We start from the raw sequence: 13,725 nt of genomic DNA, 5'->3' as shown, positions 1-13,725 counted from the left end.
TTAACAAGAGTTGCTTTTTTACGGGTTCATCGTACACGATGCCTTTTATAAAAAAATGCAATTATTTTTTTTTTTTTTTTTACAACACTTGCATTTTTTTATTAATAACATTAACAATTTTTTCAACATTAAAACTAAAATATTCTAAAACATCTTGAAATGGCCCTGATTGACCAAAGGTATTAATTCCAAAGTTTAACCCACTATTTGAAGTATAACGTTCTCAGCCAAAGGTTGTCCCTAATTCAATTGAAGCAATTAAAGCCAACGGTTCTAACAATCTTTGTTTATATTTAGCATCTTGTTGCTCAAATAATTCTCAACAAGGCATTGATACTACTTTTACTTTAATTTTTTTATCATGCTCTAATTTTTTTGCAACAGCAATTGCCATACTTACTTCACTACCTGTTGCTAACAACACAACATGATTATTATCTTCTTGTCCATAAACTTGATAAGCTCCTTTTTTAACCAGCTCAACATTTGAATGTTCTAATTTTGGTAAATCTTGACGTGTAATTAAAATAACACTTGGAGTATGTTTTGATTGTAAAGCCATATGATAAGCTCCTAATGTTTCATTAAAATCAGCTGGGCGAAAAACATTTAAGTTTGGTTGACTACGTAACATGGCTAATTGTTCAATTGGCTGATGTGTTGGACCATCTTCACCAACAGCAATTGAATCATGCGATAAAATATAAATAACTGGAATTTCCATTAATGAACTCAACCGAATAGCTGGCTTCATATAATCAGCAAAAACAAAGAAACCACTTGCAACAGGAATTAATCCTCGGTGTAAACAAATTCCATTATTAATGGCAGCCATTGCAAATTCTCGTACCCCATATGCTAAATTACGACCTAACCGATTTTCAGCACTATAAACACCATCAGCTCCTTTTGCTTTTGTACTACCACTTAAATCAGCACTACCACCAATTAAACCTGGAATAATATTAGAAAGACGATCAAGTATTGCACCACTACTAATCCGTGTTGCTTGTGGTTTAATTGGTTTTAAATCACGAAAATCTTGTGGATTAAAATTAAAATTCCCATAAACTGCATCATCAAGTTCTTTTGCTAAAGCAGGATTTTCTTTGCAAAGACCTTGATACATTTTTAACCATTGTTGATATTTTTTAATTCCCCGTTGTTTAACATTGACTTCAAAATCCTTATAAACTTCACTAGGAACTTCAAATGGTTTATAATTTCATTCTAACATTTTACGAACTGTCTCAATATCACTTCCCAACGGAGCACCATGTACTGCTGGTGTTCCTTGTTTAGTTGCCCCATCACCAATTATTGTTTTTACTTCAATTAAGGTTGGTTTATTACTTTTTTTTGCTTTTATAATAGCTTGATCAATTGCCTCAATATCATTCCCATCTTTGACAAAAAGATAATTTCAATTTGCTGCTTTAAAGCGATCAGCAATGTTTTCACTTTGTGCAACATTAACCATATTATCCAATTGCACATCATTTGAATCAAACAATACAATTAATTTATTTAGTTTTCAATGTCCTGCTAAAGAAATTGCTTCTTGTGTAACTCCTTCTTGTAAATCACCATCACCACATAAAACATAAGTATAATGATCATAAAGCGGATATTTTTTGGTATTGTATCTTGCTGCTAAATGAGTTTCTGCCAACGCTAAACCAACTGCTGCTGCAAGTCCTTGTCCAAGAGGACCTGTCGTAACATCAACTCCTGGAGTTAAATGTGATTCGGGGTGACCAGGCGTAATTGAATCAACTTGACGAAAATTTCGTAAATCATCAATATTCAGATCAAATCCTGATAAATGCAATAACGAATATAATAAAGCACTACCATGTCCTGCTGCTAAAACAAATCGATCACGATTTGTTCATTTGTCCACTTGGGGGTTAACAACTAAGTGTCTTGTAAATAAAGTATATGCCATTGGCGCAGCACCAAGAACAATTCCCGGATGGCCTGAATTTGCTTTATTAATTGCTTCAATTCCCAACATTTTGATTGTATCAATTGATTTTTTCATTCTATTTGCCTCCTTTTTATACATTAATTAATACTCATAATATCATTGTACAACGAATTAAAAGAAAGAACTTAAATAATTTGAAAAATATTCCATTAATTCTTACTTTTTTTGGATTATTCATTTATAATTAGAAAAAGTCTGAATGAAAATAAATAGAAAAAGAGTGGTCCCTTTAATGGTTAAATATTTATTTAAAAGTCGTGATAACGTCCTCTAACTTTTTAAAACAAGGAAATTAAAAAATAAAAGATTTTTATTAAACCCCGCACTAAAAAGTAATAATATGATAAATAACATAAAGTAAAGGATGTGATAACAAAAATGACAAATAAATTACGAAATTGAAAAGTGATAATGATTATTCAAGGAATTTTGATGGGAGCACTATTTTCATTTATTCCATTTGCAATTTTTGATAAATTTGGTTTAACAAAAATTTGATTCTTCTTATTAATTCCAATTGCAATGTTCTTTTTTACCCCACTATGGGCTAAAGTTAAAAAAAAGAGTAATACCTTTATTCTTCAAATTAATAGTTTTTTTCTTTTTATTTTTCTTTCGTTATTAATGACTGTTAATTTTTTTGATAATAATTTAATTATTTATTTTTATCCCCTATTTCTTTTTTGTACTGGAATGTTTGTTGCTGGTATGGTTCCTTTCTCAATGGAAATTATCCGTAGTTATGCTCGTGAACATCAATTAAAAACAAACCCTAGTATTTATTTTATTGTAGGAAGTGTTGTTACAATTATAATTCCTTTTTTACTACAATACTTTTTAACAGAATTAACAACTAAAATTTCCTTACAAGGATACTTTAGTTTATTAGCATTAATTAACTTTAGTTTAATTTTTTTTAACCATGATATTCAAACTGAAGAAATTACTTTTAAAATTAATCCTAGTAGTTGAAAAATACTTAAAAAAAACAAACAATTTTGAAGTTATTTATATTCATCAAGTTTTTTATATAGTATTAATGAAGTATTTGGATACATTCTTCCTATTTTAATTTTTAATAATACAGCAATTATGATTATAGTCATAGGTAGTTTATATGTTATTCGAAAAATAAGTTATTTATTTGGATATTTACTGAAAATAAACAGTAATAATATTAAACACCAAATTATTTGGAATACAATTATTACTATAATTGCTATCGGATTATTATTAGGATTAACAATTGTCTTTTTTCCCTTCCAAACTCAATTATCGCATATTTTATATTTAACCATTGGCTTGGGTGGTAGTCAAATCTTAATTGGATGTTTTCTTGGGCATTTAAGCCGGATTCAAAAAAATAATATAATTAGTTTAGTTGGTACTGACCATTTAACCTTAGGTCTAATGATTGAACATGTCTTCGGCCATGCTATCTTTAGTTTATTATTAGGTGTAATTATCATTCCAATAATAATTAATTTTTATACAAATATATTAACTTATATAATTATTTATAGTATTATCATTGGAATGTTATTATTAAGTTTTAGTTTTATCAAACTACCAGTAAAAAAATAAAAACTTAGTTTTTGATATATAAGTCATAATTAAAATATAAAAAATCAACTCAGAAATGCACATCTAAAATAAAGTAGACATAAATAAGGAGATGTTCAAAAAAGAGTTGATTTTTTAATGATAAATAATATTATTTAAAACAAATAATTGATTTGCATTAAGATAAGTATGACCATATCTATTTTTGATTTATTATATTGTCATATTTATTACTACAATGAAGATGTATCACATGCTCCTCACCTATTTTTTGAATAAAATCACTTTTCTTAACAATTTTAAACAATTTTAAATTCAATTGTCTGTAAAAACACATAACCTGTTTTATTATCTACGGGAACAGGATTAACAAATAAACCATATGAAAATGAATTATAAGCAAAAATTAAAACGAGTTGTGGATAACAATTGTGAGCATCTGGTCTTCAGAAGAAATTAAAAACAAATGAATTTGAATAATTTGTTAAATTCATTCAACCATTACTAGTTATTGAATTTAAAAGTAATTTTAAATCATGTTTTTCAGAAAGATAACGAAAAATAGCACCTATATTATCAAAAAAAGAAGCACTTGGTTGAAAATTACTAATTTTTTCAGATAACATAATAAAATCCGTTTTGGTTACATTAAATATAATTTTATTATTATAAGTTTCAATTTTATAATAATTTCAAAAATCCATTATTTTTTTAGCAAAATCAAATAATTGATTATTAATATAATTTTATTATGCTAAAACTTTAATTGGATTTTTTAATGTTACTGCGCTAGTTTTATTATTAAATGGTAAATTTTCGATCATGAAATCATTTGGAATAAAAGATGTTATATTTGCGCGAACATAATAATCATTTTCAGATGGAACTTTATTTTTAATATATTTTTGTTACTCAAAAAGAAATTAATAAAGTTATGAAAATTATTAATGAAAAACCACGACCGAGTTTAGGTTGATTATCCTCCAAAGAGGTATTTTTACAAAATATTAATATTTAATTTTTTTAAATATAAATTATATATTTGTAGCAAACTTTTCTTTTTGTCGTGCTTAAAAATATTAACTCATATTTAAAAAAATTATTTTTTTTTAAAAAAATATTGCATTTTTTGATAAAAGGTATATTATCAAATTAATAAGGGTTGATTGACCTAATTGCATCTTTACAATACAAAAGAATAGATTTTTATATTTATCTAAAAAATATAAAAATCTTAAGTTTTTACATCATAATTTATTGTTGGAATTATAACATAAATTTAATTCTTCTTTCTTGTTATAAAATTTAATAATTTGACACAAATTAAAAATGAGACCAACTGTACAATTACAAGTTTAACATTTAATAAAAATAGTAACATATAATCTAATTTATTAAAAACAATTCATCTCGAATTGTTTTTAATTTATTTTATCGAATCGTAAATAATTGTTAAATATTGTTTGTTTTTAACATCTTAATTGCTTAGTAAAAAATATTTTTAAATTATTCTCTCATAAGAGATTTAATTGTTCCATCTTCTGTTGATTTTAAAGTTAATTCATACATTACAGTATCATTTTGTTGATGAGGAACAACTAAGATAATTTCATACTCAATTGCATTATCAATAATTCGATCGCCAACTTGATAAATAGACTTAATTTCAAGAGAATTATTGTGTTCATCAGCTGTATAATCAAAATTATTTAAATTAAATCCAACCTTTTCATGAAATGTTTGATTTTCTATTATCGTTGGATCATTAAATTGTAACGAAAAAGTATTAATTTCTTCATTATTAATTTGCTCTTCAACTTCAATTTTATCTTGTTCTAATTCGGTTTGAATTTTTTTTCGATCAAAAATTGCACTTAATGAAAGCTTCTTTTCTTTTTTTGACTCAGATAACATTTCTGTTGATAAAAATTGTTGCGTTGGAAAATTATTAACAAAATTTTCATCACGTTTTGGCATAATATATTTTGTTGGATTAACTAAACTTTTCGGACGTTCAATTCCACTATTTGTTTGTTCTAATTCATCTTGATTAATAATTTTTGAATTTTGTTGCCGTGATGTTTGCTTTGCTTGAATAAGATCCAAATCTTGGCTTTGATAATCAACTGAGTTATCATTAACTTGAGTTGAATTTGGTATAACTGATTTTGAAGTAATTATTCCATTATTTTTTTTTAATGTTTTAACATCTTTATGCAATTTAATTAAATATTCTTGAATTTGATTCATATTTGTTTTTAAATCATCCAATAACTGTTCATCATTATTATCTGATGAATTTTCTGATTTTAATGTTGGGTTTTTTTGTTTTAATAAAAAAAATAAAATACTAATAAAAAAACCTAAGGCACAAATTGGAATCATTATTACTAAGAAAAAATAACCAATTTGATATAAAAGAATAACATTTGAGGCAAAAACTTCACCAGCAGCATTTTTAATTTGCATTGTAAAAATAAAATTAAAACCATATTCTATGATAAAAAACACATATGGAAAATTTTGAACACCTTTCTCAACACCAAAACCACTAGTACCAACTAAACCTAATTGATGATTATTAGAAAGAATATAATAAATTTCTTTACCAGCAATAATAATTAGTAATAATGATAAGAATAGAAACAAAATCATGAAAATAAAAAAGATAAGAATAAAAATTTGTGTTTTTGTTAATTTTGTTTTCATTAGCTTAAATTAAAATTAATTCACGTTTTGCTTCTGTTAAAAGATGAAACCCATTTTCGGTGACTAAAATATCATCTTCAATTCGAACACCGCCTAAATCAGGAATATAAATCCCTGGTTCAACAGTAATAACCATTCCTGGTTCTAATAAAACATCACAAAATGGTGACACGCGAGGAAATTCATGTATTTCAATGCCAACTCCATGGCCTGTTGAATGTGTGAAATATTTGCCATAACCTTTACTTATAATATAATCACGACAAATTTTATCAATCATTGCTGTCGTAACGCCTGGTTTAATTGCTTGCATTCCTAAACTTTGTGCTTCATAAACAATATCATAAATTTCTAACATTTTAGATGATGGCGTTCCTAACCCAATTGTTCGTGTTGTATCAGAACAATACCCATTATAAATACAACCAAAGTCAATTGTAATTAATTCATTATTCGCAATTATTTTATCAGTTGCACGTCCGTGTGGTAATGCTCCTCGTCACCCAGAAGCAACAATTGTATCAAAACTAGGTTTATCAGCCCCAGCCTCAATAAAACTATTAATAATAATTTGTTCAACTTGACGTTCTGTTATTCCAACTTTAATTTTGTTAATAACATTATTAATGGCAATATCACCAATTGCACATGCTTGTTTTAAAGCCTCAATTTCAGCATTTGTTTTAATTGCTCGTAATTCTGAAAAATCAACTGGTTTTAAAGCGACTGATGATATATTCGTTGTTAAAGTTTGATAAGTCAAATATGTTAAGTAATCACTTTCAAAAGCTAAAGTTTTGACATTGTTTTTAAGCAAATCACTTTGTAACATTCCAAAAAAACTACCCGGATGATTCGTTGCCATTTCAACGACACGTGTAACATTTCTTGCTTGCTTTTTACCAGCAGTAATATAACGTCCATCTAAATACAAGATTGATTCAGTTTTTGTAAATAACAAATATCCTTCGGAAGAAGCAAATTCAGATAATCAAAACCGATTAACGGTTGAATCAAATAAAATTCCATCAACTTGATATTTTTCTAAATACTGCTCTAATTTTACTTTTTTATCTAATTTTACTTTAACATATTCCATTAGTATTATTCTCCTTTTCTTCTCTATAAATTTAACTCTTTTTGTTTGATAATACAAGGATATTTCTTAATTAATTAAGTTTCTTAAAATTTCTTCAAGATTATTTACATCTTTTTTAATTAAACCATTTTCATAACCATAATGTGAAATTGTTGCATTATGATTAATTAAAAAATCAATAATTTTTGCATATAAACCAGTTTCTTTAATAACTTCTTCAAAAATAATAATTTGTTGGTATTTTTCTGTGTTAATTTGCTTTAACATTTCTTTATCAACTGGATTAATAAAACGAGCATTAATAACATTAATTTTTTTTGTATCTAATTTTGTAATAACTGTTTTTGCTTTAATTACATTATTGCCATATGTTATTAATAAAATTCGTGCTTTAGGATTTTTAATAACATATTCTCACTGTCCAACTGAAAACGGTACTGACAAAACTTGTTGAGTAATTCCACCTTTTGGATACCGAATAAAGAAGGGATTTTTTTTATTTATTAAAGCTAACTTTAATAACTGATCAAACTCACTACTAGTTGCAGGTTGGCTAATAATTGGTAAATCACCCATACTATTTAAAAAACCAATATCATAAATTCCATGGTGACTATCGCCATCCGCAAGTGCTAAACTAGCTCGGTCAATTAAAAAAACAACTGGTAAATGGTTACGAACAACATCATGTAAAATTTGATCATAAGTTCGCTGTAAAAAACTAGCATACATATTCACAATTACTTTTTGATGGTCTAAGGCAAACCCAGCAGCTAATGTAACAGCATGTTCTTCCGCTAACCCAACATCAAAAAAATATTGCAGATTTTGCAACATAAATTCTTCTAAATGAACTGATGCTTGCATTGCAGCAGAAATAAAATAAAATTTTTCTGTTGATGTTTGAAATATTTTTTCAATAGTTTTTGCAACATAATAACTTCATTCATTATGTTTATTATCAGTTAAACTATACGAATGATATTTCTCTTGTTCTGCTTGGCTTAATCCATAACCATAGCCTTTTTTTGTTTTAAGATGAAGAACTACACTTGTATTTCGTTTTTTTGCTTGGCGAAGACTTTTTGCTAATTTACGAAAATTATGACCATCAACTGCCCCAATATAATCTAAATTAAAACCAGCAAATAACCCTGGAATTGCAAAACTACGAATAATTTTCTCAATTAATAAATGCCCCAACCATAATAATGTTAATGGTGGAATATATCGTAAAACTTTTGCAACTTTACTAACACTACGATATAGTCATCCAGTTCGGACTTTACTAACTGTTGTATGTAAAACATTAACATTTTTGGAAATACTCATGCCATTATCATTTAAAATAACAATAATTTTATTAGAAATTGTTCCTAAATAAGTTAAAGCCTCTAAAGTTAAACCATTAGTAAATGCTGCATCACCAATGACACAAATAATATTATTATATTTTTGATTATAACTATAAGCAATTGCGGTTGATAACCCCGTTCCCGCATGTCCGTTAGAAAGATGATCATATTTACTTTCGTTAATATGCTGAAAAGCAGTTAAACCATCCGCTAAGCGAATTGTTGAAAAATGTGTTTTACGATCAGTTAAAATTTTATAAGCATAAGTTTGATGACCAGTATCAAAAATAATCAAATCATTATTGTCAATGTCAAAAGTTTTTAATAAACTAATTGTTAATTCAACTGTTCCTAAATTGCTAGCTAAATGCCCCCCATTTTTAGTAACTGTTTCAATAATAAGACAACGAATAAACTCTGCTAATTCAATTAAATCTTTTGTTTTTAAATTTTTTAAATCAGTATGATTCTGATAATCTTGTAATTTCATTTTTTAACCCCACTTAATATTTTTGTAAAAAATAATTAATTTGTTGAACAAAATTATTGAAATATAATGGTGTAATTTTTCCAATCAAATAATGGCAATGGGCTGTTACATCTAATTTTATTTTATAAATTTCCACATTACTGCTATCCTTTAATAACTTTCTCATTACTGTTAAATTAATTAAAAACACAAGATAGTAACCATAATTAAAATATAATTCATGATTTGGCAGGTTAATAAAAGGTTGATAAAAAACATTAGCAATAAAGTTATAAAGTAAATTAAAATTATAATAAATCTTAATTTTTGAATTAGTAATATCAATATCGGCAAAAATTGCTTCCTCATAATTATTACCAAGGTAATTAACAAAAATTTTATTTTTTAATTCCTTAATTACTTTTAAAATTTGTTCTTGTTCACGTTTTACCCCACTATGACGAATATATTGCATATGATAATAAATTAAAACTAATTTAATTAAAATAATACTATCAAAATATTCTTGTTCATCTAAATTATTTAATCGTAATAAATAAATAAAATTTTTAATTAAAATATCTTTTTCATCAAAAGTTTTAAAATCTTTTAAAATTACACGACTTAATTTTAATTCATGCAATTTTTTTCAAATTTTAATATTATTTTTTTTAACTCAGCCACTACGTTCAAAAATTTGTCCTGCCATAAATTATTCTTCATTAACTTTAAAATCAGTTGGATTATTATCCTTAACAATTTTAGTGACTTTATCTTTAATATCTTGTAATTTAGTTTCTGCTAATTTTGTTAATTTAATGCCAGTTTCAAAAGCATCAATTGCTTGATCTAATGGCAATTGATTATTTTCTAAATCATTAACAATTTGCTTTAATTGTTCTAAAATTTGTTCAAATGATTTATTATTTGTCATTTTTTTCACCATCCTTATTAATTGCTTGTACGATTGAATGAATGAATCCATCTTGCACACGTGTTATTATTATATCATTATTCTTAATATCATGTGTTGTTGATATTACATTTTTATTATCATTATAAGTAATACTATAACCACGAGTTAATGTTTTTAAAGGACTTAACAAGTCTAATTTGCTTACTAAATTATTTTTTTCATGTTCAATTGCTAAAATTTGTTGTTTAATTGTTCTTACCAATATTTGATAATAATTTTGAATCATATTTTTATTTGCTATAAAGAATGTTTCTTGTAAAACATTAAACTGCTTTAATAATAATTGATAAGAATGCTCATATTGTGTATATAATGCTTGTGGTCTTGTTAGAACATAACTATTTTTTAATTCGCTTAGTTTATCTCCTATCTTGTCAATTCTGCCTTTAACAAAATTAATTAAATTACGTCGTTGTTGTTGCAAATAATTAATTAATTCTTTTTGATCAGGTGTTGCTAATTCAGCCGCCGCCGTTGGTGTTGGTGCTCGTAAATCACTAACAAAATCAGCTAAGGTAAAATCAATTTCATGCCCAACAGCTGAAATAACTGGGATAGTTGCTTGATAAATTGCCTCAACAACTTCCAGTTCATTAAAAGCTCATAAATCTTCAATACTACCACCACCACGGCCAACAATTAATGTATCAAGGTGTGGAGTAAAGGACTGTGCTGCCTTAATTTTTGCTCGAATATCATGTTTTGCTTCACTTCCTTGCACTAAACTTGGAAATAAATAAATGTTTGCTTGTGGAAAACGGCGATGAATGGTAGAAATAATATCACGAATTGCAGCACCAGTTGGAGCTGTTATTACCCCAATATTATTTGGAAAACGTGGAATTGGTTTTTTTAAAGATTGACCAAACCAACCTTTTTTACTTAATTCTTGCTTTAATGCTTCATATTTTAAAAATAAAGTACCAACCCCTTGTAAAGATAAAGCAACTACTTGTAAACTATATGTTCCTTGCGGTTCATATACCTTAATAGAACCTGTCGCAATAATTTTTAAGCCTTCTTTTAATTTAAATTGCAAGTTTTTTGCATTAAATGCAAACATAATTGCCCGAATTTGTGCTTTTTCATCTTTAATTGTAAAATAAACATGTCCTGATGAATGATTTGTAATATTAGAAATTTCTCCTTGTAAAGAAATATTAATTAAATTTGGTTCTTGTTCAATCATTGTTTTTAAATAATAATTAATTTCACTAACCGTATAAATATTTTTACTCATTTGCCCCCTCCATTATCAATATCTTCCAATTAATAATATCATTGAAACAATAAAATAATTAAAAAAGAAATGTTATTAAAGGAATAACATTTCTTCTTTTTAAAAAAATAAATTAAAGTACTAATTGCTCTTTTACATTTTTTCGATAAATAAAATAATATAAAAATGGTAAGAAAATTCCTCCACTTAAGAAATTTCCAAATAAAGTTGGCAATTGAACATTGTAAGCAAATTTCCCAAAATCTGCTCAACCACCACTTGTACCAAATATTTTTAAAAATGGTTGTAAAAATCATAAATATGAATTAGCAACTACATGCGAAAATCCAGAAATTGCAAAAGCCATAATAATTAAATTTACAACAAAAAATTTGGCAATTGCTGATTTAGTCGTATGTGCAGCATAAATAGATCCAGCAACTAAAAAGTTACATAAAATCGCGCTCCCAAAGTTTTCTCATCATGTGTGCTCTAATTTTCCATCAATGAAAATTACAACATTATTATAAAAATCAGTTACAGAATCAGACGTATGATTTAAAAAACCGCCTCACGCCGTTAAACCAGCCATTACTAAACAGCCAAGGAAATTACCACTTAAAACAATAAATAAATTACTAACAAATCTTCCCACATTTAATTGTTTTTTAAAAACAACAATTAATGCTAAAGAATTCGACGTAAACATCTCTCCCCCAAGAAAAAGAATCATTGTAATCGCAACAGTAAAGACTAGGCCAAAAACTAAATATTTTAATCCAATTGGGATATTATCTCAGTTTCCCTTTGTTGCCGTAATTGCAGCAATATAACCAAACCCAATAAATAAACCAGCAGCTAAACCCATTAAAAATGTTTTATAAAATGGACTATTTCCTTTTTTTAACGCATACTTATAAATATTTACAAAACTATCCTCATTACTATAACTATCTGAATTATCTACTTTTTCTTCTTTTTTTAATTTCGTCACTCATTTTTTCTCCTCTTTTTCACATCTTATTTTTCTATAAATAGTACTTTATTATTTTATCATAAAAAATAAAAACCTAGATTATATTTAGGTTTAAAATAATTAATAACCAGTATTTTTATATTTATTTTAAAATAATTCAACTAGGTTATTATTTCAAATAACAAATTTTTTAATGCCATATATTTGTTGATAATCGTTTTTATCATACAAATATCAAGCAGCAACAAGAATTTTCTCAGTAATAGTTATTGTAATAAACATTAGAACCAGTAATCTTTTCCATCTCTTCAAATTTACTAAATTCTTTTCCGCGATCTGTTATTATTCCTTTAATTTTTTTAACTAAACCATTAATTCTAACTAATTCTTCAAGTTTTTCTAAAACTTCATTAGCAGTATGATTTTCTAATTTCATAGCAAAGTATTTTTTACTTGATTGTTCTACTAAAACTAAACAACTAGATAAATATTCTTTTCCAACAACAGTATCCATTTCTAATCAACCAACATTAGAAACTTTATTTTCAATATCTCAAATTAACCTAAATCTTTCATCTAATTTTCCACGATTATCAGGTCTTTTCTTTGTTCTATTTTTTCTACCACCATTTAATAAATTTTTCTTTAACAAACCCAAAAGACCAATCACTTTCGTTTTAATTGTTCACAAGCATACGCGGTTGTGCCACTTCCCATAAAACAATCTAAAATTAAATCATTTTCTTTACTATATTTACTAATTAATCGATTAAATATATATAATGGTTTTTCTGTTGGGTGTCTTGTTATTTTTTTCCGATTGAATAATTAAAAATTGTTTTTTTACTTTCATAATCATTTTTATAATTTGGAATTCGATGTTTTTTAGAATAAATTATCATACAATATTCTTTATCTTGATAAATATGATTATTAGTTGGCATTGGATTTGTTTTGTTTCAAAGGATAAAATCATAAAACATATCTTTTTTACGAACTCAATCTAAATAATCAATAATTTGTTGTCTATTCATTCAAATTAACATAAATTTATTTTTTGAAATTCGATAAAACTCATCTAAATAAGTATTTATATCAAATGAATTATGTAAATTATTATCATAGATAGCATTAATATATTTATTTATGCTTTTGGTTATATTGCTTTTTTCATTTATTTGTTCGTTTTCTCTTTTTGATAAATTATATAAATAGGGCGGATCAGTTAATATTAAATCAACGCTATCGTTTTCTAATGTCTTTATAAATCGTTTTCTCTTTTTGATAAATTATATAAATAGGGCGGATCAGTTAATATTAAATCAACGCTATCGTTTTCTAATGTCTTTATAAATTCCAAAGCATCTCC

The 13,725-nt window shown here is 26.0% G+C and carries 12 protein-coding genes and 2 pseudogenes; 2 read left to right on the top strand and 12 right to left on the bottom strand.

Going from position 1 to position 13,725, the window contains the following annotated elements; genetic code table 4:
* Positions 1 to 79: 79 nt before the first annotated feature.
* Positions 80 to 2,044 carry a transketolase gene (gene tkt / locus C6B38_RS07585; RefSeq protein WP_105299177.1) on the bottom strand — a complete coding sequence of 655 codons (1,965 nt, stop codon included), beginning with the start codon at positions 2,042 to 2,044 and terminating at the stop codon, positions 80 to 82.
* Positions 2,045 to 2,368: 324 nt separating this feature from the next.
* On the opposite strand from tkt, the gene C6B38_RS07580 reads away from it, so the two are divergent.
* Entirely contained in the window at positions 2,369 to 3,574 is a 1,206-nt protein-coding gene (locus C6B38_RS07580; RefSeq protein WP_105299176.1) for a hypothetical protein, read from the top strand.
* A 278-nt stretch (positions 3,575 to 3,852) separates the two neighbouring features.
* On the opposite strand, the gene C6B38_RS07575 is transcribed toward C6B38_RS07580, so the two are convergent.
* Positions 3,853 to 4,257: a hypothetical protein gene (locus C6B38_RS07575; RefSeq protein ID WP_233485667.1), complete on the bottom strand. Its 405-nt coding sequence runs from the start codon at positions 4,255 to 4,257 to the stop codon at positions 3,853 to 3,855.
* A gap of 203 nt (positions 4,258 to 4,460) precedes the next feature.
* Here C6B38_RS07575 and C6B38_RS12440 point away from each other — a divergent pair.
* A pseudogene (locus C6B38_RS12440) lies at positions 4,461 to 4,571 on the top strand (IS30 family transposase); the annotation flags it as partial.
* A gap of 488 nt (positions 4,572 to 5,059) precedes the next feature.
* Here C6B38_RS12440 and C6B38_RS07570 read toward each other — a convergent pair.
* The 10 genes and pseudogenes from C6B38_RS07570 to C6B38_RS07525 all read right to left on the bottom strand — a co-directional run bounded on the left by C6B38_RS07570 (position 5,060) and on the right by C6B38_RS07525 (position 13,390).
* The gene (locus C6B38_RS07570) at positions 5,060 to 6,262 is read right to left on the bottom strand and encodes a hypothetical protein (RefSeq protein ID WP_105299175.1); all 1,203 of its coding nucleotides are present in this window, start codon (positions 6,260 to 6,262) and stop codon (positions 5,060 to 5,062) included.
* A 4-nt stretch (positions 6,263 to 6,266) separates the two neighbouring features.
* Positions 6,267 to 7,361 (bottom strand): aminopeptidase P family protein, encoded by a 1,095-nt coding sequence (locus C6B38_RS07565; RefSeq protein ID WP_105299174.1) that lies wholly within the window; start codon positions 7,359 to 7,361, stop codon positions 6,267 to 6,269.
* A gap of 66 nt (positions 7,362 to 7,427) precedes the next feature.
* On the bottom strand, positions 7,428 to 9,206 hold the full coding sequence (locus C6B38_RS07560) for a 1-deoxy-D-xylulose-5-phosphate synthase (RefSeq protein ID WP_105299173.1): 1,779 nt from the start codon (positions 9,204 to 9,206) through the stop codon (positions 7,428 to 7,430).
* A gap of 13 nt (positions 9,207 to 9,219) precedes the next feature.
* A complete protein-coding gene (locus C6B38_RS07555) occupies positions 9,220 to 9,894 on the bottom strand; it encodes a hypothetical protein (RefSeq protein WP_105299172.1) in 675 nt (224 codons plus the stop codon).
* A 3-nt stretch (positions 9,895 to 9,897) separates the two neighbouring features.
* On the bottom strand, positions 9,898 to 10,119 hold the full coding sequence (gene xseB, locus C6B38_RS07550) for an exodeoxyribonuclease VII small subunit (protein WP_004029028.1): 222 nt from the start codon (positions 10,117 to 10,119) through the stop codon (positions 9,898 to 9,900).
* Positions 10,109 to 11,401 carry an exodeoxyribonuclease VII large subunit gene (gene xseA / locus C6B38_RS07545; RefSeq protein ID WP_105299171.1) on the bottom strand — a complete coding sequence of 431 codons (1,293 nt, stop codon included), beginning with the start codon at positions 11,399 to 11,401 and terminating at the stop codon, positions 10,109 to 10,111. Before xseA ends, xseB begins: the two co-directional genes overlap by 11 nt.
* A 112-nt stretch (positions 11,402 to 11,513) precedes the next feature.
* Complete coding sequence (locus C6B38_RS07540) at positions 11,514 to 12,374, bottom strand: formate/nitrite transporter family protein (RefSeq protein ID WP_105299170.1); 861 nt, start codon at positions 12,372 to 12,374, stop codon at positions 11,514 to 11,516.
* A gap of 253 nt (positions 12,375 to 12,627) precedes the next feature.
* Positions 12,628 to 13,026: pseudogene (locus C6B38_RS07535) on the bottom strand (IS30 family transposase); the annotation flags it as partial.
* Positions 13,002 to 13,118 (bottom strand): DNA methyltransferase, encoded by a 117-nt coding sequence (locus C6B38_RS12435; RefSeq protein ID WP_443028759.1) that lies wholly within the window; start codon positions 13,116 to 13,118, stop codon positions 13,002 to 13,004. The pseudogene C6B38_RS07535 and the gene C6B38_RS12435, both read right to left, overlap by 25 nt.
* Before the next feature lie 44 nt (positions 13,119 to 13,162).
* The gene (locus tag C6B38_RS07525) at positions 13,163 to 13,390 is read right to left on the bottom strand and encodes a hypothetical protein (protein ID WP_146693361.1); all 228 of its coding nucleotides are present in this window, start codon (positions 13,388 to 13,390) and stop codon (positions 13,163 to 13,165) included.
* Positions 13,391 to 13,725: the final 335 nt, after the last annotated feature.

It is taken from the genome of Spiroplasma sp. ChiS (assembly GCF_002968355.1).
In the GTDB taxonomy this organism is placed as follows: Bacteria; Bacillota_I; Bacilli_A; order Mycoplasmatales; family Mycoplasmataceae; genus Spiroplasma; species Spiroplasma citri.
Note: the sequence above shows the minus strand (reverse complement) of the source record. Positions and strands in the feature narration are given on the sequence as shown.